Genomic DNA, 19,747 nt, shown 5'->3' on the forward strand with positions numbered 1-19,747 from the left:
CATAATCCTTTAAAAAATTAGAAATCATTTTGTGCAATAAAGTATAAATGAGTAACATTTTATCTTGTTTGTATACTTATAAGTAAAACCTACAACGTACTAAATGAAAACAATGGAGCCCATATATATTGGTATGTTAATCATAGCATTAATACTGATTTATTTCGCAATCAAAAACTATAATACTACCAAAAACTTAATAACTAATGGTGTAAAAACCCAAGCAACCGTTATCGATCTGATTAAAGTAAAAAGTGATGACGGGTATAACTATAAACCGGTATTTGAGTACAATGACAAAGCTAAAAATATCTTTACTTTTAAAAGCGAGATAAGTTCTAGTCCTGCACCTTACGCTATAGGTGATAATGTATCTATCATTTATTCAACCGATAATAAAAACAGAAAAATTGTTTCCTTCTGGGGATTGTATCGATGGACATTGATATTATTATCGATAGCTTCTCCATTGCTAATCATCGGTGGTGGATATCTGTTATATACCAGAGGATAATGTATTATTAAAAAGTTATTAGAGTACAATTCATGGAAAGCATTGTTGAGTTATTAATCATTTATATCTTCTCCTATCCAGGAGCAAGCATCGTATGGTTTATCTCAAGATTATGGAAATCGAAAAAAACTTACAAGGAAATTTTACATGATAATATAGAAATTAATGGTGTTATTGGTTTATTTGTAATTGCTATACCTGTTATTCTATTCTTTTACATCTTTACTATTTTAGTATCGATTCAACCGACTGATTACTTGAAATAGCAATGATTTTACTTCAAAAAGAAGTAATTTTATATATCTATGATTATTAACATACAACGATTAATCACTTTTTTTAAAAAGCATCCTAAACAGCTATTTTTTGTGGATGGCCTTGGAGCATTACTTACGTTTCTTAGTCTTTCAGTAATTCTTCCCTTACTACATAACGAAATCGGCTTGCCTATTAAAATACTTTATTATTTATCAGCAATTGCATTCGGTTTTCTTCTATATTCTATGAGTTGCTACTTCATAAATTCTAATAGATGGAGAATTTTACTTAGAATCATAGCCATTGCTAACCTTACCTATTGCTTTATTACCATTGGTTTATTGTTTTCTTATTACAATGATCTCACTATTTGGGGATTGCTTTATTTTAGTGGAGAAATTTTAGTGATTCTTGTATTAGTAATTATAGAATTAATAGTAGCAAACACGAAGACTTTCTTATGAAATGGCTTAGTTTTAGAGATAAAAAAAACCTCACAACTCTATCTATTGTGAGGTTTCCCGGTTTTTAAACAAACACATTTAAATTATGGTCTTTCTATTTTTTTGGTAACATTACTGTTTCAAGGGTATGAATCATTCCGTTAGTCGCTTCAATATCTGTTTTCATTAATCTGCCTGCATTACCATTCTTATCTATCAAATAAATCTTACCTCTTTTTCTACTAGCGATCAACCTAGTCCCTCCTAGTGTTCTCAGTTTTACACTTCCACCACCTTCATTAATTGCTTTGATAATATCCTGCTCGTTAATAGTACCTGGTATAATATGACAATTTAGAATCGCAGAAAGACTTTCTTTGTTTTCTTCTTTCGTTAAACTTTCAAGAGTTGCCTTTGGTAGTTTAGAGAAAGCTCCGTTTAGTGGAGCAAAAACTGTATATGATTTCTTTCCTTCAAATTTTTCTGCAAACTCCGAAGATTTTATTATTTCATTTAATTTCGAAAATGCGATATCATAAGATAACACCTCACTAATTGTTAAATTCTTATTTTCTTCAACAGGTATATCAGCCTGCGCAATAAGCTTATCATTTTTCCCAGCGTTAGGATTTTTCTTTACAACTAAATTATCACAGGATACAAATGTTATAATGATAATAAATGCTAAAAAATTAAATGGGGTTTTAATCTTCATTTTAAAATTGATTTTACTATTAATTTTCAACTATGAATAACAATTTTATAATCAATGTATTACTTGATGTTGGGTTAAAACTATTGTAATTAACGTTAAGAAATGTTAACAAATGAGTATTCGTAAGTACTCAATTAGTAATCGTATTTACCCTTGTACGGTTGTCCCGTAAGCATAGTAAGAAAGAAGTTAAAATGCTAAAAACTGTTTGAAAGAATATTTTTGACAGCAATTTTCATCCTAAAAAAAATCTTATTTTTATAACACACATCAAAAGCAAACTCATTCAATTCAAATTCTAATGAAATCAACGAACCTTATAAATTTATTTTTTAGTTTTTTCTTAGTATTTCTTCCTATACATAGTCAAAAAAAGCTATCAAGTACTAAACAGGCAATCATAGCATCTGTAGAGAAGCATCAAACAGAACTAATTAAGATTAGTGATCAAATTTGGGCTCTTGCTGAAACAGCATTCGAAGAAAACCAATCCGCTAAACTATTAGCTGATTATGCAGAAAAACAAGGTTTTAAAGTAGAACGTGGTGTAGCAGGAATGCCAACTGCTTTTGTTGCTACCTACGGTTCTGGCAAACCTATTATTAGTGTATTAGGTGAGTTTGACGCACTACCTGGAATCTCTCAAAAAGCACAACCCACAAAGTCTCCTTTAACGGAAGGAGCTGCAGGACATGGATGTGGACACAATCTCTTTGGAGCAGGTAGTTTAGGTGCTGCAATCGCTGTAAAAGAACTTATAGAATCAGGAAAAATTAAAGGAACAGTCAAATTTTTCGGCACTCCTAGTGAAGAAAAATATTTTGGAAAAATCTGGATGGTTCGTGAAGGGTTAWGGAATAATGTGGATGCAAATATCAGTTGGCATCCAGCTGCTTCCACAAAAGCAGATGTACAAAGTTCTTTAGCATTAGTAGATTTTAAAGTTGAGTTCTTTGGCCAAGCTGCGCATGCTTCTGCAGATCCTTGGAACGGCAGAAGTGCTTCAGATGCTCTTGAACTATATACTACAGGTATCAATTATTACCGAGAACATGTAAAACCAACCGTTCGAATGCATTATCACATTCAAGATGGTGGCCAGGTAGTAAATGTGGTACCTGATTACTCCAGATTATGGATGAGAGTTAGAGACACAAAACGTGCTGGAATGATGCCTGTTTATGAACGTGTAAAAAAAATGGCGGAAGGAGCAGCTATAATGGCCAATGTAGATTATAAAATATCTTTAATATCTGGTATTTATGAAGTATTAGTAAATCGTGAAGGTGGAAAACTAATGCAAAATAATTTGGAACTTTTAGGACCTATTACCTACACTGATGAAGAAATTGCTTTTGGCAAAAAAATTCAAGAAGTTACCCAGAAAGAACAAGTTGGTATGGATAGCACTATTAATCCGCTAGAAGAAACGAAAGAGCATCCTGGAGGTGGTTCTACAGATGTTGGTGACGTAAGTTGGAATGTACCAAATATTAATCTTGGAGTAACAACCGCTCCAAAAGACACTCCCTGGCATTCTTGGGCAGTAGTAGCCTGTGGTGGAATGAGCATAGGACATAAAGGAATGCTGTATGCATCAAAAGCCATGGCAATGACCATGACTGATCTTTATGAAAATCCAGAAGCATTAGAAAAAGTAAAAACAGAATATAAAGAACGAAAAGGAGATGAAGTTTATGAAGCTATTATCCCAGAAGGACCTCCACCAATTCCAAGCAATTCACAGAAATAATAGCATTTATACATAGAGAAGAGCGTCTACTAAAAAAGCTTCTTTTCATTTTTTAAGTAAATTTTCGTAGAAATTTCATTATAAACCCCCAGCAGATTTGTTTTTTAGATTAGGTTTGCAGTTTTAACCAACATAAACCCAAATAATAGGATCGTAAAGTAGACGTTATGACTACCGAAACTATTATTCCACAAACTCAAACTCTTAACCTCATGAAAAAGAGATTAACCTATCTATTAGTCTTTATTGCATCTACTACTTATTTAAACGGACAAATATCTGGAACTATAAAAGACCAAGAAGGAAACCCAATTGAAAATGCTTTAGTCTGTGAAGCTAATAACGTAAGTAACTATACAAAGACAGATGAAAACGGAAATTTCAATTTGGCTTCAGGAAATAGTAGCACTCAACTAAGAATTGGTGCACTTACATATGAAACTATAAAGTTTACAACGGAAAGAAATATCGTATTAGCACCTGATCCTTTATTAGAAAATGATGAGTATCATATAAGTTTTGATCATTTAAGAGTCGGAAACACCTATACTGAAGACGAACTAAAAAAAGACTTCCCAACCTCTAACGGAATTGGTTTTTATGATGGACAAACTGTAAATGGCCAAAAAGATGATACTCAGGATAGAGCATCTGTAGATTATCAAAACAGTATTGATCCTGGAGGTGTTTCCCTGAAAGTAAAATATCCTAAAGGCTTACTCAAAACCGGCGATTCAGGAATCGATACCAGAATACCGCTTATGAATACCTTTAAAGACAATTATTATGAATCTTCTGATTTATACCTTTCCTACTGGATAAAGTTTAGTGATGATTTTGATTTTAGCCTATGTGGCGGCAAACTACCAAGTCTGGGAGGATCTGACCCTAATACTCCTGATGGAGAAAGAGATAGAAACAGATGGAAAGGAAGAATCATGTTTAGAAAAGGAGGAGGAATTCAGTTTTATATGGAACTTCCTGGCGAACAAGAACCAGCTGATGATGCTGCTAATGAAGATGAAAACGAACTTCGTTTTTGGGGAAATCGTGTGGTAGATGGTGATAACATTTGTTCATTTGAATATGAAAACTATCTCAGAGCTCAAGGATGGCATAATATAGAGCTGCATTATGTTTTAGAAAGCTCTCCAAATGGTAATGATGGACTTTTTGAAGGCTGGGTTGATGGAGTAAATTATGATTTTGTAGGATCTGATTATTTCAATTATTACAGAAACCCTTCGGAAAACAGAGAAAACATTACTATTAATCATATTTTAATCTCTACCTTTTTAGGAGGGTCTGATATTGATGATTACGCACCTAAGGATAAAGATTATTATGTCTGGTTTGATGAATTTAGAGTTTCTGAACAACGAATCAATGAATGGGATTTTTATACGAACCCTCTATCTATAGAAGATCATAACACCATAGCAACTAAAATTTTTCCTAACCCAAGTAAAGGACTATATAACTTACCTGAAAAAACAAATTGGGTAGTATACGATATAGCAGGAAGGAAAATTAAGAATGGTTCAAGCAAGATCATTGATCTTACAGGGTATTCAAAAGGTATATACTTTCTTAAAACAGAAAAATTTGATGTTGCTTCAAAATTAATCTTACAATAGATTATTTCAAGGAGTGTAAAATGATATTGAAATTTACAATTACTTTAATTAAGCATTTGCCATAACCTATCCTTTAGTTCTTGCAACCCCTGTTGCGCAACTGATGAAATGAATAGATAAGGAATTGTTAACTGCTCATCTAGTTCTGCCGCAAGCTCTGTCTTTAATTCATCATCGAGCATATCACATTTAGATATAGCAATGAGACGCTCTTTGTCCAACAAATCAGGATTGTATCTTCGGAGCTCATCCAATAAGATTTCATATTGTTCCTTAATATCTTTTGCATMTGCCGGAATTAGAAATAGCAATGTAGAATTACGTTCAATATGTCTAAGAAAACGATGTCCGATACCTTTTCCTTCTGCAGCGCCTTCAATAATCCCTGGGATATCAGCCATCACAAACGTCTGAAAATCTCTATATTCAACTATCCCCAAATTTGGTTTTAGAGTAGTAAATTCATAATCTGCAATTTTAGGTTTTGCAGAAGTAACAACAGATAACAAAGTTGATTTTCCCGCATTTGGAAACCCTACCAACCCAACGTCAGCTAATATTTTTAACTCAAGAGTTATATCATGTTGCTGTCCTTCTACGCCTGGTTGTGCATATCGTGGAGTTTGATTTACTGAACTTTTAAAATGCCAGTTTCCTCTTCCACCCATTCCGCCTTCAGCAATGATAATTTCTTGTCCAACTTCAGTGATCTCATGAAGAATATTTTGTGTCTCTGTATCTCGTATAACAGTACCTAACGGAACATCTATAAAAATGTCTTCACCATCGGCTCCTGTACTTCTATTTTTACTTCCATGACCTCCGTGTTCTGCTCTGAAATGTCTTTTAAATTTCAAGTGGTATAAGGTCCACATATTAGCATTTGCCCGAATGACAATATGACCTCCACGACCTCCGTCTCCACCATCTGGGCCACCTTTGGTGATATACTTTTCTCTATGCAAATGCACAGATCCTTTACCTCCATTTCCGGAAGTAACATGCAACTTTACATAATCTACAAAATTTCCTTCTGTCATCGTATCCTATATCTTTTAGTATTTCAATTTGGTTCAAAAAATCATTTGCGAACTTACTTATTCCTATTTACGGCTTTCATTACCTCCAAATTCAATTCGTCTATAATAGAAATCCATTCAGATTCACCTTTTCGTTTACCATATATCTTATAATCAGCAATATTCTTGTCTGAATTAAGATCTACATGAATTTCCATTCGATCGTACATATCACTAACAATAGTAAGTTTATATTTAAATCGTTTAACATTAGCTTTTAACCGATGTACCTTATACAAACTATCAATAGCTATCTCATTAACCTCATTTTCATAAATGTAGCAAACTAAGAGATGTTTACCTGTTTTTAGATGTAGAAAAGACTTTAGAGAAGAGCGTAATTTAAATTTTTCAAACGCTTCTGGATCATCACAAAACTTTACAATATGATTTGCTGTCTCATCCGCTATACTTTTCAGATCCTTTGGAAGTTCATCTAATGGTATTTCTTGATACTTATTTGAACAGGCCAAAAAACTAAACAGTACCAAAAACCACGTTAATTTTTTGACCATAACCTATCTTAGATTAATTATAAAGTATCGATTACTGAACTTAAACGCTCCGTAATTTCACTAATATCTCCTACTCCATCAACACCGTAGTACTTGTCTTGCTTCTGATAATAATTCTTTAGGATAGCAGTTTCATCATAATACACTTTAATACGGTTTCTGATTACACCTTCATCTGCATCATCAGGACGCCCTGATGTTTTTCCTCGCTCTAACAAACGTTGCACTAATACTTCATCATCAACTTCTAAAGCTACCATTGCACTTACTGTTGATCCTTTTGAAGACAATAACTCGGCTAAAGAATCTGCCTGAGCTTCTGTTCTCGGGAAACCATCAAAAATAAAACCTTTTGCTTCTGGATTTTTATCTACTTCTGCATTTAGCATGTTAATGGTAACCTCATCTGGAACTAATTGTCCTTTATCTATATATGATTTTGCTAAAGTACCTAATTCAGTAGCATTTTTTATATTATACCTAAACACATCTCCCGTAGAAATGTGTACTAGATCGTATTTTTGTTTTAAAACTTCTGCTTGTGTTCCTTTTCCTGCTCCTGGAGGTCCGAATAACACTAAATTTGTCATGTTGTCTTGCTTTAATTGGTAAACTTCCGTAAGATTTCGACCTAAACCATTATAATCTAAACCGTATCCTACTATAAATCTGTTTGGGATTTTCATCCCTATATAATCTAACTTAATATCTTTAGTATAAGCTTCTGGCTTAAAAAATAAGGTGGCGATTTTTACTTCACTACAACCCTTATCTTTAAAAATTGTTATTAATTCTTCAATCGTATTGCCTGTATCCACAATATCTTCTAAAATAACAACAGTTCTACCAGAAACATCTTCTTGTAGCCCTATAAGCTTTGTAACATTTGAGGTGGTTTCAGTTCCATCATAAGAAGCCAATTTCACAAAACTCACTTCGCACTCATGATGAAATCGCTTCATCACTTCAGAAACAAACATAAACGCACCATTTAGAACACCTATAAAAATTGGATTACTATCTGACAAATCTTTGGTAAGATTACTAGATAATTCATCTATAGCTGCTGATATTTTATCTTCAGCAATAAATGGTATAAATTTTAAATCATGCAGTGTAATCATCATATTATTAGATTATCACAGTGTCCATTTTGTTTTTAAAGGCGCAAAGATAATGATTACAAACTACACTTATCATAGTATTCTACTGCATTTACTGTATAATATTAAGGTTTTTACTTATTAAAAATTTATTTTTGTTGCCTAAGGCAATTATTAGATACTCCAAAACATGACAAACTATTTTTCGTCAGAATTTAAGTTAGGTATTCTGGGTGGTGGCCAATTAGGCAAAATGATGCTTTATGAAACCCGAAAATATGATATCTGCACTTACGTTCTGGACCCCAACCCCGATGCCCCTTGTAGAATTGCTTGTGATCATTTCCAACAAGGTGATTTAATGGACTTTGACACCGTATATAACTTTGGAAAAAAGGTAGACATACTTACTTTTGAGATTGAAACTGTGAATACAGAAGCATTAGCAAAACTAGAGGAAGAAGGAAAAAAGGTATACCCAAACGCTAGTACTTTACAAAAAATCCAAAACAAGGGTCGACAAAAACTTTTCTATAAGAAAAAAGATATCCCAACAGCGCCATTCATACAATTTTCTAACAAAGCACATTTAGCTGAAGGAATTACAAATCGTAAAGTAAAATTACCTTTTGTATGGAAAAGTACTCAAGGAGGGTATGATGGTAAAGGAGTTTCAATTATTCGAACCGGTGCAGATATAGCTAAACTTCCAGACACAGAATGCATTGCAGAAAAGCTTATTGATTTCAAAAATGAGCTGGCAGTAATTGTTGTTAGAAATCCTAAAGGTGAAATTAAAACATATCCGGTTGTAGAAATGGAGTTTCATCCTGAAGCTAATCAGGTGGAATATGTGATTTGTCCGGCAAGGATCGAAAATAGTGTCGCCGAAAAAGCCAGAGCTATCGCCGAACAAGTTTCAGAAGCTTTTGAACATGTTGGTCTATTAGCAGTAGAAATGTTTCAGACAAAAGAGGATGAAATTTTAGTAAATGAAGTAGCTCCTAGACCTCATAATAGTGGCCACTACAGCATTGAAGCTAGTTATACCAATCAATTTGAACAACATATAAGAGCTATTTTAGATTTACCACTTGGTGCAACCGAAAGCAAAGTAGCAGGAATTATGGTTAACCTCGTTGGTGCCGAAGGCTATTCTGGTAATGTGGTGTATGAAAACATAGAAACTATCATGAAAATGAAAGGAGTTACTCCACACATTTATGGTAAAAACAAGACACGTCCATTTAGAAAAATGGGACATGTTACCATTGTAAATGAGGATATTTCTGAAGCTCGTAGAATTGCCGAGAAAGTAAAAAAAACGATACGAGTGGTAAGTGAATAGCCAATCCATAAACAATATAGTTTAAACACATATTAGCTAATCTAAATTTAGAACGTTACAACTATTAAAATTAATTAAAGACAATATATATGAGTAAGGTAGGAATCATCATGGGAAGTACCAGTGATATGCCAGTAATGGAAAAAGCTATAGACATTTTAAAAGGTTTTGATATCGAAGTAGAAGTAGATATTGTTTCTGCTCATCGTACTCCAGAAAAATTATTTGATTATGGTAAAAATGCTCATACCCGTGGAATAAATGTCATTATTGCTGGAGCTGGTGGAGCTGCTCATCTTCCTGGAATGGTAGCCTCTTTATCTCCACTACCCGTAATTGGAGTTCCTGTTAAGTCGAGAAATTCAATTGATGGTTGGGATTCTGTTTTATCAATCCTTCAGATGCCAGGAGGTGTTCCTGTGGCAACTGTTGCACTTGATGGTGCTATGAACGCAGGAATCCTTGCTGCTCAAATTATAGGAGCATCTGATAAATGCGTATTAGACAAAGTTCTTGTTTATAAAGAAGGGCTAAAACAAAAGGTAATTGAAGGAGCTAAGCAAATAAAACAGTAACTTAAATAGTATCCAAAAAAAAGAGCCGCTCCTCAGCGACTCTTTCCAATATCAGGTCTTACGGTAGAATATAACAATATTTATTAACCAACTTAAATATATTACACAAAAAATTCATCGTAAGACCATACTCTTAAAACCTGATACAAAGGTAATCCCTTACTTTAATTACGCAATAATTATCTTTCAAAACTTATTAACAATTTCGATAAATTACATATTTTACCGACAAAAAGCTTAAATATTATTTTTTTTTCAATTTTTTTCATATAAAAACTACACATTTTCAAGAATTCTCTATTAAAACAGTAGATTTTAAAACAAATTCGGAATTAAAAGACATAAAAAAGAGCTACAATTGATGTAACTCTTTTCATTTTTGATCTTTACAAAGAATATTATTGATATCCATACCCCTGATTACAATAATGTGTTTATTACTTTGTTCAGACCATTACTAATAAACCTAGACAAATCTAATTCTATACTCTATCTTTGTATCAAAAGTAGATTGAATTATAAAGGCTTTTATCGATAACTGACACAGTTTTTCGACAAAAGCACTCTTTATTTTTGAACATAGTAGTAGATCATAAAACGAACAATGACATTTTTTCGATATACAGTAGAATGTTCACTAGTGAGTTCCATCTGATCTCTAAACAATATTATAAATAGATGAAAAACCCATTATTAGAATCTTTTGATCTTGCTCCTTTTTCTCAAATACAACCGGAGCACTTTTTACCAGCTATTAAAAATGCTATAACGATTGCCAAAAAAGAGGTACAAAACATTGTTACAAATACAGTAACTCCTTCTTTTTCCAATACAATAGAAAATCTAGAGTATAGCGGGGAACTGTTAGATCGTGTAACCAGTGTATTTTTTAATTTAAATAGTGCAGAGACTAATGAAGAAATTCAAAAAATTGCACAAGAAGCTTCTCCTCTATTAGCAGAGTTTAGAAATGACATTGCACTAAATACAGATCTCTTTAAAAAAATTGAAACTGTATATCTTGATAAAGAAAATCTAAAACTTACTACAGAACAAGCTACACTACTAGAAAAACGATATAAATCCTTTTCCAGAAATGGCGCCAATCTTTCGGATGATAAAAAAGAACAACTAAGAGAAATTGATAAGGAACTTTCTCAATTAAGTTTAAAATTTGGTGAAAATGTCTTGGCAGAAACCAATAAGTTTGAAATGTTATTGACTGATGAGACAGATTTAGCTGGTTTACCTGAAGGTGCCAAAGAAGCTGCTAAAGCACTTGCACAAAGTAAAGATAAAGATGGATGGATGATAACTTTAGATTATCCTAGTTATATTCCTTTTATGACTTATGCAGATAATAGAGAATTGAGAAAAAAGTTATCATTAGCATTTGCTTCAAAAGGATTTCATAATGACGAATTGGATAATCAAGAGATCGTTCTAAAAATCGTAAAATTAAGACATCAACGAGCACAAATACTCGGATATACATCTCATGCTGCTTATGTGTTAGAAGAACGTATGGCAGAAACTCCGGAAAAAGTATTTTCTTTTTTGAATGAAATTTTAGATAAAGCTAAGCCTGCTGCCGAAAGAGAATTTAAACAATTAGAAAATTTCGCAAAAGAGCTAGATAACATTGATCAATTACAGAAATGGGATGGAGCCTATTATTCTGAAAAATTAAAACAAAAACTTTTTGATTTGGATGATGAACAATTGAAACCTTATTTCAAATTAGAAAATGTAATTGATGGAGTATTTAAGGTAGCTTCGAATTTATTTGGATTACAATTTGAAGAAACTAATGAAATTGATAAATACCATGAAGAAGTAAAAACCTATCACGTAAAAGATACTACAGGGAATTTTATAGCTGTTTTCTACGCAGATTTTCATCCAAGAGCAGGGAAAAGAAACGGTGCCTGGATGACATCATATAAATCACAGATGCAAAAGGATGGAGCAAATGTAAGACCACACATCTCGATTGTTTGCAATTTTACCAAACCAACTCCAAGCAAACCATCGTTATTAACCTTTAATGAAGTGACTACTTTATTCCATGAGTTTGGGCACGCGCTTCATGGAATGTTAGCTAATACCATATATCCGGGATTATCAGGAACAAGTGTATACTGGGATTTCGTTGAACTACCAAGTCAAGTGTTAGAAAATTGGTGTTATGAAAAAGAAGCTTTAGAATTATTCGCTAAACATTATGAAACTGGAGAAGTAATTCCGATGGAGCTTGTTCAGAAAATTAAAGAATCTTCTACTTTTATGGAAGGAATGGCCACCTTACGACAACTAAGCTTTGGCTTACTAGATATGTCTTGGCATGCAAACGATCCGAATGAGATCAAAGAGGTAAAAGCACATGAAAAAAATGCTTTTGCTGGTACTTCTTTATATCCCGATGTAGCAGAAAACTGTATGAGTACTGCTTTTTCGCATATCTTTCAAGGTGGATATTCGGCAGGATACTATTCCTATAAATGGGCAGAAGTATTAGATGCAGATGCTTTTGAATATTTTAAAGAACAAGGAATCTTTGATAAAGAAGTAGCTACAAAATTTAAAGATCATATATTGTCTAAAGGAGGTACCGAAAATCCAATGACATTATATAAACGCTTTAGAGGACAAGAACCTAAACCTGAAGCGTTATTGAAACGTGCTGGATTAATTAAGTAATCATCCAAAAAAAACAAAAAAAAGGAGCTTCAATAGTATATTGAGGCTCTTTTTTTTGATATATATCAGAAATTATCATCTACAAAATAAAAAAACATCCTCTCGAGCCTTACATTTTTCGGTGATTTTTCAATATTCTAAAAATTAAACTTTCAAAAATTACTGAAAGTTTAAAATTTTATATATATTTGTCCTATGAATTACAACGAAGCAAAAGATAAATTTATTTCCACATGGGGAGCATTAGGCACACTTTGGGGTATTAACAAAGCGATGGCACAAATTCATGCGTTGTTATGGATATCTCCAGAACCACTGTCGATGGAAGATATTATGGAGGAATTACATATCTCTAGAGGAAATACTAGCATGAACTTACGTCAATTAATGGATTGGGGTATTGTTTTTAAAGAAAGTAAACCTGGAGAACGAAAAGAATATTTTGTCTCTGAAAAAGATGTACAGGAACTTGCCAGACAGGTAGCCAAAGAACGAAGCAGACGAGAAATAAAACCTGTAATTAAAGTATTAAGAGAAGTGTCTGGAATTGAAAATGATGGTTCTAAAAAAACGGAAGAACTCATCAAACAAACTAAATCATTATACGAATTAGCTGATAGTGCAGATACTATGATGAATAAAATAGTAAATCAAGAATCCAATTGGATTACAAAAACATTAATGAAATTGATTAAATAGTAAAACTGAAACATACTGTATAAGAAGAAGGAAGAAATTCCTTTTCTTTTTCAAAATATGTTTCAAAAATTATTGAAACTTTAAAATTATTAGAATTATGAAAACAATACATAACATCAACAAATGGAGTTTTATTATCACACTTTTACTGTATGTGACCATTTATCTAGGATTATTAGCTCAAATTCCATTGGGTTTTATTCAGTTCGTACTAGCATTTTCTATTCTAGCACATTGGAAAAAACTTAACAACCTATCTAAAAAATTGATCGTTGGGTATTGGTCCTTATTTGTTTTGTATTGGATAACATTCTTTATACTAAACCAAAACCTTGAAAGCATGTTTGGGTTGTTTTTCTTTTCAATAATTCCAATGAGTATTGCTTCATATTTTGTATATGTCACTTATAGAATAAAGAAGTATCAAGAGCAAATAGAATTAAAACCGTCATACTGTAATTAGTAAAGCTCCAAACGTGAATTTAAATCTAATTACATACAGCATATACCTATTAATTACGGTGTTTATCATTATAAAGGTAGGATTAATTTGTTATAGAAACGGAAACATTTTTGTAGCACATTTAGTTCCTAATGACAAAGATTTCTGCTTGCGAGTTAACAATATACTTTTACTAGGATATTACCTTATAAACATCGGATATGCAGTAATTACATTATCAGATTGGACTATAGTGAAATCTTCATCACAAATGATTGAAAGCTTGTCTAAAAACACTGCAATCATAGTTTGCATATTAGCTGTCTTGCATTATTTCAACCTGTTTTGGATTACAAAATTTATTAAAAACATTAAATAATTATAAATATAACTTTATGGAAACTTCTAAAATTTTTATTGGATACATCATCTATTTACCTATTGCCATTGCACTTACCTATTTTGTATCCAAAACCCTTTTTAGGAATGGAAAAACATTTATGATCGATATTTTTAAAGGGAAAGACGATATCGCTCTTGCTACTAATCGCCTTTTTGAAGTTGGGTTTTACTTACTAAATATTGGTTGGGCACTACTAATTTTAAAAGTTGACAGCTACCGTTTTAATGATACGTATCAAAACTTAGTAGAAATACTAAGCTTTAAGATTGGTGGATTCTCTATTTATTTAGGGTTAATGTTATTCTTAAATATGTATCTATTCTTTAGAGGAAGAAAAAAATCAAGACAAAACAAACCCGTAGTAAGCCAAGTTATCAGGCCTCAAAGTCCGAAAGTATAACCCTTAAAATTTTCATTATGAATACTACAATCCCTCTTTTACATAAAATTAGATTTCAAAAATCAAACAAAGAACAACTTATTGAGCTTTACAATGAAGCTACCGAAGATTATGAATTCTGGAGCAAAGATTTCAATATGCATTTTGGGTATTATATTCCTTTTAAGACTACACTTTTTAAAAGAGATACCATGCTTAATGAGATGAATAATCAAATCTTTAATCGATTAAAATTTAATAAACAAAAGGGTCTTGTAGCAGATCTTGGTTGTGGTATTGGTGGTACTATGAAATATGGGCTTAGAAAATATCCAAGACTTCATATGTTAGGTGTTACGCTATCCTCTTTTCAGGTAACCGAAGGAAATAAAAGGCTTAAGAATATGAATGGACTTATCTTACAGGAGAATTATAATCATACCTCTTTTTCAGATAATAGTTTTGATAGTGCCTATGCCATAGAAAGCTTTTGTCATTCTGGCCATAGTGATACTGCTCTAAAAGAAGCTTATAGAATTATAAAACCAGGTGGTAAATTGGTTATTGCAGATGCATTTCTAAAAAAAGAAGAGAAAGAATTATGTTCTGGAAGTACATATTGCTACCAACAACTTTGTAAAGGATGGAGCTTAGAAGGTTTAGGAAGTATTCAAAATGTAAAGAAATCTTTAGCACGTATTGGGTACAAAAACGTAACGATTGAAGATATCTCTTTCAGAGTAGCTCCTTCCGTATTACATGTTCCTTTTGCTATTACTGGATTTATATTCAAAAAACTGTTTAAAAAAGAAAGCTTAAAAATACAAAGCTGGAAAAACCTAAAAGGATCCCTATTTGCATTGCTATCAGGATTACACATGCAAAGTTTTGGATACTATATAGTAACAGCAGAAAAATAATGTCAATTACTTATGACTACCAAACTTACATACCAATGGAGTTATATTATCATAGCTACGATGATATCAACGATTGTGTTGTTCTACTACACCAAAGAACTTCCAGAGTTAATTGCTAATGATAGATTATCGAAAGAAATAACAATGTGTTCAGGGCAATTGGTGTGGCAAGGTGGAATTATCTTATTATTTATAAAAAGAAAAATTCATACCTATTTATGTCATATGATTACGGTTTCTTTATTAGGATCTTTAGCACTAATACCGTTATTACTTTTGTACAAAGTAACGCTTATAGATCTGGAAGTTAAAATCTTTTTATTTCTATTAGTTGTAAGTATAATGATTATTGAACACGCAAGGAGAGTAAAGAAACTACAACTACCCTCCTATCTAACTGTAACTTGGATGCTGTACAGAATAGCCTGGTTACCCATTTTATTATATTAAAAACAAATGCATATGAAAAAAATAGTAATAGCAGCAGGAACAGGTTTCTTAGGAGATATTTTGGTGCAATATTTTAAAAATAAAGTAGAAACCATTACAATTCTAACTCGTGGAGAAAACAGAACCGTCAATAATATCCAATATGTACAATGGGATGCAAAAACAATTAGTACGTGGAAAAACGAATTGGAAGGAGTAGATGCCTTAATTAATATGACAGGGAAGTCAGTTGATTGCAGATATCATCAAAAGAATAAAGACCTTATTCTTTCTTCAAGAGTAGAGTCTACAAATGTTTTAGGAAAAGCTGTAAAAGCTTGTAAAAATTCTCCTAAAGTTTGGTTAAACTCTTCTACTGCTACTATATATAGACATTCTTTGGATATGGAAATGGATGAGATCCATGGTGAAATAGGATCTGGTTTTTCAGTGAATGTAGCTACCAACTGGGAACATGCTTTCTTTTCACATCATACTCCGGAAACTAGAAAAGTAGCATTAAGAACCTCGATCGTCCTTGGAAAAAATGGTGGTGCTTTACAACCCATTCTAAATCTTATAAAAATTGGTTTTGGAGGTAAACAAGGAAAGGGAAATCAAAAATTTAGTTGGATTCATGAAACTGATTTTGCCAGAAGTATAGAATTTATTATCAAAAACCAAGAGATGGAAGGCCCTATCAATATTGTTTCTCCAAAACCATCAGATAATAAAACTCTTATGAAAACACTTCGAAACGTAGCTAACATACATATTGGACTTCCTTTACCAAAATTTCTTTTAGAAATAGGAGCTCGCATGATTAAAACCGAAACAGAATTAATTCTGAAAAGCAGAAATGTAATTCCTAACAAACTGAAAAAAGCAGGTTTTAAATTTACTTATCCAAATCTCATGGAAGCTAGTAAAGATTTAATTTCAAGCTCATGACCACTATTAGACTACACACGATTATCGATGCTCCAATAACAATGGTTTTTGATGCTGCTAGAAATATTGATCTGCATATGAAATCAGCACATAAAAGTAAAGAGAAAGCAATTGCAGGAAAAACATCAGGATTGATTGACCTCTATGAAACTATAACTTGGAAAGGAAAACATTTTGGTTTGTATTTAAAACATCAAAGTAAGATCACCTCACTTCGATATCCCACTTACTTTATAGATGAGATGATCAAAGGGCATTTCAAAAGTTTTAAACACCAGCACATTTTCAAAGAAAATACATCAAAAACTGAAATGATAGATATCTTAAAATACCAGACTCCATATGGTTTTATAGGTAAAATATTTGATCTATTGATTTTAGAAAAACATCTCATAAAATTCCTAAAAATGAGAAATGAACATATCAAAAGAGAAACTGAAAAAGTATCTATACACAAAAAGTAAACTTAAAAAATGCTAAAAAAAATTAACTTTTAGAAATAAAACCTATATACATTAAACTATAAACTAAATTATGTTTTTGCTCCTAGGGAGAACAAAAAAGCTTAAACTTACTCATCCATTTTTACTTTTTCGTTTGTTTGTCAAATGATTTTATAAATTATTAATTTCTCAAATACATACATCGTAATTTCAGAATATCACAAAAGACGGATTTATAATAAATAATTTAAACAATTTTGATAAGCTATTAATATCCATAAAACATAGAGTACTACATATATTATGCACTACTAACTATTCCCTGCAGGAATTCAAAAGGGTAAACTTGTTTGAGATTCAACTTTTTATCCTATTTTTGAAAAAAAGAGTCGATATACTATGCCTACAAACACGATAGACCCTAATACGTGGATTGATAAATACAGTGATTATCTATTTAATTATACTATAGTAAGGGTTGACGATAGAGAGATTGCACAAGATTTAGTGCAAGAGACCTTTTTTGCAGGTCTTAAATCAATGAAAAACTTTAAGGGTGAAGCTAGTGAACGCACTTGGCTTATTTCCATTCTAAAAAGAAAAATCATTGATCATTACAGAAAAATTAATAGTAATAAAGGAAAGGCAGAAGTTCGAATCAATTATACTAATGACGGAGAAACTGAAGGTGATTGGCTCGAAGAAAGAGTAGCAGATCCTTTCGACCAAAACGCTGAAGGTAAAATAGAAAATACAGAACTAGGTATTGCTATCCATAATTGTATTGGCAAATTACCAGAAAAACAAGCTCGTATTTTTTCCATGAAAACAATTCAAGGATTTGATACAGAAGCCATCTGTAATGAATTTGATATCACGGCGTCTAATCTTTGGGTAATTATTCATAGAGCACGTACTGCAATGGCGGAATGCTTAGAAAAAAACTGGTTTTAATAGATAATGAGTACTGGGAACAAAATATTTGTAAGTTGTGAGAACGCAAATCATATTTGCGATAAAAATCAATACAAAGAAGCCTCTTTTTGGGAAAAAGTAAAATTAAACATTCATTTAATTTATTGTAAGGCTTGTAGAAAGTATTCGTCTAAGAACACGAAACTAACAAAACTATTTAAAGATCCTAAAGTCATTAGTATTAATCAATCGGCTAAGGATGCTATGAAAGAGCAGTTAAAGAAAAAAATGTCTGAGTTGGAATAAAATAAGTTAATAACGCCCCAAAAAATTAGTTTAAAATTGTAATGAAAACAAGTAACAGTTTATTTGTATCCTGCGAACAAGCAAAGTACATATGTGACAAAAACCAGTATGGTGAAGCTTCCTTTATGGAAATCATCAAACTCAATATCAGATTGATATATTGCAAAGTAACCAGAGCGTATTCTAAAAGGAATACCAAACTTACTAAAGCAATGAAAAAGTCTAATGTTCAAGTTTTAGAATCTTCTATGAAGGAGAAGATGAAAGAGCAACTAAGAAAAAAATTAGCCGAATAGGCTTTGCATCAGAACCAATAATAACAACCATATAATCGGAATACTTTCGACCCAAAAGGAGCAAAAGTATTCCGATTGTTTTTTATCAGTACCCCACAAAAACAACAATGTTATTATAGTAACAAATACAGTGCTTAAAATTTCGGTAGAAGTAAGCTCCACTCTAAAAGCCGTAAGCAATAGAAATACTACCAACACTATACTTCCAAAAACTTTTGTTCTCGTAACCCCAATTTTTTGTGGAATTGTTTCTAATTCTTTATCATCAAATTGTAAATCTCTTATTTCAAAAGGTAACATAATCACTACAATAAATAGAAAGCGCTGAACCATTTCAATGATCATATCAAAATCTATACTTCCTTCAGTGTAGAGAACCGGAACTAGTACAGTAATTCCCATCCATGTTGCCCCAATAATAAAGATTTTAATCCCCGCTACACTTCTCAGGTTTTTCTTATTCGGAAAAATGGGGACCGTATATAATATAGTGAGTAATACAAATGGTAACATATATACGATGGTATCAAAAGAAACTTGATAGCCAAAATAAGCAAAAGCAATAGCACTAATACCTGTTAAAACTTTAATTCCGGTCATCGATTTTGTCAACCTTCGATGATATAATTTTGAAATTGTAGCATATTTCACAAAATTATATGCTACTATAGTTCCGGCGAAGCTAAAATATATGTACGTATTTGCGCCTAAGATTTCGAATTTCAAAAAAGTTATTTTCACAAGTGCTGCCACAGCTAAAGCCACATGTATACTGCTGTTTATATAAAAATCGAATATACTTTTAATGGTTTTCACGTTCTAAATTTAGGGGAATCTGTTAATAACCATCTAAGTTGGTTAAAAACTTGATAGTGTTAGGTTAATTAATTGTGAAATTTTTATGGATTAAATATGTACTTTTGC

The 19,747-nt window shown here is 32.0% G+C and carries 22 protein-coding genes; 17 read left to right on the top strand and 5 right to left on the bottom strand.

All coding sequences use genetic code 11. From position 1 onward, the window contains the following. Window positions 1–103 precede the first annotated feature (103 nt). The 3 genes from GBO31_RS14525 to GBO31_RS14535 are packed head-to-tail and all read left to right on the top strand — an operon-like array spanning window position 104 to window position 1,236. Window positions 104–514 (top strand): DUF3592 domain-containing protein, encoded by a 411-nt coding sequence (locus GBO31_RS14525; protein WP_219009085.1) that lies wholly within the window; start codon window positions 104–106, stop codon window positions 512–514. Between the two features lie 32 nt (window positions 515–546). Next, complete coding sequence (locus GBO31_RS14530; RefSeq protein ID WP_219009086.1) at window positions 547–780, top strand: hypothetical protein; 234 nt, start codon at window positions 547–549, stop codon at window positions 778–780. 39 nt (window positions 781–819) lie between these two features. After that, the gene (locus GBO31_RS14535) at window positions 820–1,236 is read left to right on the top strand and encodes a hypothetical protein (RefSeq protein WP_219009087.1); all 417 of its coding nucleotides are present in this window, start codon (window positions 820–822) and stop codon (window positions 1,234–1,236) included. Between the two features lie 94 nt (window positions 1,237–1,330). On the opposite strand, the gene GBO31_RS14540 is transcribed toward GBO31_RS14535, so the two are convergent. Beyond that, on the bottom strand, window positions 1,331–1,930 hold the full coding sequence (locus GBO31_RS14540; RefSeq protein ID WP_219009088.1) for a fasciclin domain-containing protein: 600 nt from the start codon (window positions 1,928–1,930) through the stop codon (window positions 1,331–1,333). 301 nt (window positions 1,931–2,231) lie between these two features. Between GBO31_RS14540 and GBO31_RS14545 the strand changes: the two genes are divergently transcribed. Together GBO31_RS14545 and GBO31_RS14550 are read left to right on the top strand one after the other, a co-directional pair. Further along, a complete protein-coding gene (locus GBO31_RS14545) occupies window positions 2,232–3,683 on the top strand; it encodes an amidohydrolase (protein WP_219009089.1) in 1,452 nt (483 codons plus the stop codon). 212 nt (window positions 3,684–3,895) lie between these two features. Continuing rightward, the gene (locus GBO31_RS14550; RefSeq protein WP_219009090.1) at window positions 3,896–5,320 is read left to right on the top strand and encodes a polysaccharide lyase; all 1,425 of its coding nucleotides are present in this window, start codon (window positions 3,896–3,898) and stop codon (window positions 5,318–5,320) included. A 44-nt stretch (window positions 5,321–5,364) separates the two neighbouring features. On the opposite strand, the gene obgE is transcribed toward GBO31_RS14550, so the two are convergent. Genes obgE through GBO31_RS14565 form a run of 3 tightly spaced genes read right to left on the bottom strand, consistent with a single transcriptional unit; the run spans window position 5,365 to window position 8,038 of the window. After that, entirely contained in the window at window positions 5,365–6,360 is a 996-nt protein-coding gene (gene obgE, locus GBO31_RS14555) for a GTPase ObgE (RefSeq protein WP_219009091.1), read from the bottom strand. Between the two features lie 53 nt (window positions 6,361–6,413). Continuing rightward, window positions 6,414–6,914 carry a hypothetical protein gene (locus tag GBO31_RS14560; RefSeq protein ID WP_219009092.1) on the bottom strand — a complete coding sequence of 167 codons (501 nt, stop codon included), beginning with the start codon at window positions 6,912–6,914 and terminating at the stop codon, window positions 6,414–6,416. 17 nt (window positions 6,915–6,931) lie between these two features. Next, the gene (locus GBO31_RS14565; RefSeq protein ID WP_219009112.1) at window positions 6,932–8,038 is read right to left on the bottom strand and encodes an adenylate kinase; all 1,107 of its coding nucleotides are present in this window, start codon (window positions 8,036–8,038) and stop codon (window positions 6,932–6,934) included. Window positions 8,039–8,207: 169 nt separating this feature from the next. Here GBO31_RS14565 and GBO31_RS14570 point away from each other — a divergent pair, with 169 nt between their 5' ends. From GBO31_RS14570 to GBO31_RS14625, 12 genes are all read left to right on the top strand, one after another. Next, window positions 8,208–9,365 (top strand): 5-(carboxyamino)imidazole ribonucleotide synthase, encoded by a 1,158-nt coding sequence (locus tag GBO31_RS14570; RefSeq protein WP_219009093.1) that lies wholly within the window; start codon window positions 8,208–8,210, stop codon window positions 9,363–9,365. Between the two features lie 89 nt (window positions 9,366–9,454). Next, window positions 9,455–9,940 carry a 5-(carboxyamino)imidazole ribonucleotide mutase gene (purE, locus tag GBO31_RS14575; protein ID WP_219009094.1) on the top strand — a complete coding sequence of 162 codons (486 nt, stop codon included), beginning with the start codon at window positions 9,455–9,457 and terminating at the stop codon, window positions 9,938–9,940. Window positions 9,941–10,618: 678 nt separating this feature from the next. After that, entirely contained in the window at window positions 10,619–12,640 is a 2,022-nt protein-coding gene (locus GBO31_RS14580; protein ID WP_219009095.1) for a M3 family metallopeptidase, read from the top strand. A 195-nt stretch (window positions 12,641–12,835) separates the two neighbouring features. Further along, complete coding sequence (locus GBO31_RS14585; protein WP_219009096.1) at window positions 12,836–13,339, top strand: GbsR/MarR family transcriptional regulator; 504 nt, start codon at window positions 12,836–12,838, stop codon at window positions 13,337–13,339. Between the two features lie 97 nt (window positions 13,340–13,436). Then, window positions 13,437–13,802 (top strand): hypothetical protein, encoded by a 366-nt coding sequence (locus GBO31_RS14590; RefSeq protein WP_219009097.1) that lies wholly within the window; start codon window positions 13,437–13,439, stop codon window positions 13,800–13,802. Window positions 13,803–14,176: 374 nt separating this feature from the next. Then, window positions 14,177–14,584: a hypothetical protein gene (locus GBO31_RS14595; RefSeq protein WP_219009098.1), complete on the top strand. Its 408-nt coding sequence runs from the start codon at window positions 14,177–14,179 to the stop codon at window positions 14,582–14,584. A gap of 17 nt (window positions 14,585–14,601) precedes the next feature. Next, complete coding sequence (locus GBO31_RS14600) at window positions 14,602–15,483, top strand: methyltransferase domain-containing protein (protein WP_219009099.1); 882 nt, start codon at window positions 14,602–14,604, stop codon at window positions 15,481–15,483. Between the two features lie 12 nt (window positions 15,484–15,495). Further along, window positions 15,496–15,933 carry a hypothetical protein gene (locus GBO31_RS14605; RefSeq protein ID WP_219009100.1) on the top strand — a complete coding sequence of 146 codons (438 nt, stop codon included), beginning with the start codon at window positions 15,496–15,498 and terminating at the stop codon, window positions 15,931–15,933. Between the two features lie 12 nt (window positions 15,934–15,945). Beyond that, entirely contained in the window at window positions 15,946–16,863 is a 918-nt protein-coding gene (locus GBO31_RS14610) for a TIGR01777 family oxidoreductase (protein WP_219009101.1), read from the top strand. Next, window positions 16,860–17,327 (top strand): SRPBCC family protein, encoded by a 468-nt coding sequence (locus tag GBO31_RS14615; RefSeq protein WP_219009102.1) that lies wholly within the window; start codon window positions 16,860–16,862, stop codon window positions 17,325–17,327. Before GBO31_RS14610 ends, GBO31_RS14615 begins: the two co-directional genes overlap by 4 nt. A 378-nt stretch (window positions 17,328–17,705) precedes the next feature. Next, window positions 17,706–18,260: a sigma-70 family RNA polymerase sigma factor gene (locus tag GBO31_RS14620; RefSeq protein ID WP_219009103.1), complete on the top strand. Its 555-nt coding sequence runs from the start codon at window positions 17,706–17,708 to the stop codon at window positions 18,258–18,260. A 308-nt stretch (window positions 18,261–18,568) separates the two neighbouring features. After that, window positions 18,569–18,823 (top strand): hypothetical protein, encoded by a 255-nt coding sequence (locus GBO31_RS14625; RefSeq protein ID WP_219009104.1) that lies wholly within the window; start codon window positions 18,569–18,571, stop codon window positions 18,821–18,823. Here GBO31_RS14625 and GBO31_RS14630 read toward each other — a convergent pair. Beyond that, window positions 18,812–19,639 carry a hypothetical protein gene (locus GBO31_RS14630; RefSeq protein WP_219009105.1) on the bottom strand — a complete coding sequence of 276 codons (828 nt, stop codon included), beginning with the start codon at window positions 19,637–19,639 and terminating at the stop codon, window positions 18,812–18,814. The two genes, GBO31_RS14625 and GBO31_RS14630, sit on opposite strands and share 12 nt — an antisense overlap. Window positions 19,640–19,747 lie beyond the last annotated feature (108 nt).

Source organism: Aquimarina litoralis, from assembly GCF_019295435.1.
Classification (GTDB): Bacteria; Bacteroidota; Bacteroidia; order Flavobacteriales; family Flavobacteriaceae; genus Aquimarina; species Aquimarina litoralis_A.

Bases quoted from the DNA above. Each gene is read 5' to 3' on its own strand.
- GBO31_RS14525 (WP_219009085.1), top strand. From the start codon at position 104: ATGAAAACAATGGAGCCCATATATATTGGTATGTTAATCATAGCATTA.
- GBO31_RS14530 (WP_219009086.1), top strand. From the start codon at position 547: ATGGAAAGCATTGTTGAGTTATTAATCATTTATATCTTCTCCTATCCA.
- GBO31_RS14535 (WP_219009087.1), top strand. From the start codon at position 820: ATGATTATTAACATACAACGATTAATCACTTTTTTTAAAAAGCATCCT.
- GBO31_RS14540 (WP_219009088.1), bottom strand. From the start codon at position 1,930: ATGAAGATTAAAACCCCATTTAATTTTTTAGCATTTATTATCATTATA.
- GBO31_RS14550 (WP_219009090.1), top strand. From the start codon at position 3,896: ATGAAAAAGAGATTAACCTATCTATTAGTCTTTATTGCATCTACTACT.
- GBO31_RS14560 (WP_219009092.1), bottom strand. From the start codon at position 6,914: ATGGTCAAAAAATTAACGTGGTTTTTGGTACTGTTTAGTTTTTTGGCC.
- GBO31_RS14565 (WP_219009112.1), bottom strand. From the start codon at position 8,038: ATGATTACACTGCATGATTTAAAATTTATACCATTTATTGCTGAAGAT.
- GBO31_RS14570 (WP_219009093.1), top strand. From the start codon at position 8,208: ATGACAAACTATTTTTCGTCAGAATTTAAGTTAGGTATTCTGGGTGGT.
- purE (WP_219009094.1), top strand. From the start codon at position 9,455: ATGAGTAAGGTAGGAATCATCATGGGAAGTACCAGTGATATGCCAGTA.
- GBO31_RS14580 (WP_219009095.1), top strand. From the start codon at position 10,619: ATGAAAAACCCATTATTAGAATCTTTTGATCTTGCTCCTTTTTCTCAA.
- GBO31_RS14585 (WP_219009096.1), top strand. From the start codon at position 12,836: ATGAATTACAACGAAGCAAAAGATAAATTTATTTCCACATGGGGAGCA.
- GBO31_RS14590 (WP_219009097.1), top strand. From the start codon at position 13,437: ATGAAAACAATACATAACATCAACAAATGGAGTTTTATTATCACACTT.
- GBO31_RS14595 (WP_219009098.1), top strand. From the start codon at position 14,177: ATGGAAACTTCTAAAATTTTTATTGGATACATCATCTATTTACCTATT.
- GBO31_RS14600 (WP_219009099.1), top strand. From the start codon at position 14,602: ATGAATACTACAATCCCTCTTTTACATAAAATTAGATTTCAAAAATCA.
- GBO31_RS14605 (WP_219009100.1), top strand. From the start codon at position 15,496: ATGACTACCAAACTTACATACCAATGGAGTTATATTATCATAGCTACG.
- GBO31_RS14610 (WP_219009101.1), top strand. From the start codon at position 15,946: ATGAAAAAAATAGTAATAGCAGCAGGAACAGGTTTCTTAGGAGATATT.
- GBO31_RS14615 (WP_219009102.1), top strand. From the start codon at position 16,860: ATGACCACTATTAGACTACACACGATTATCGATGCTCCAATAACAATG.
- GBO31_RS14620 (WP_219009103.1), top strand. From the start codon at position 17,706: ATGCCTACAAACACGATAGACCCTAATACGTGGATTGATAAATACAGT.
- GBO31_RS14625 (WP_219009104.1), top strand. From the start codon at position 18,569: ATGAAAACAAGTAACAGTTTATTTGTATCCTGCGAACAAGCAAAGTAC.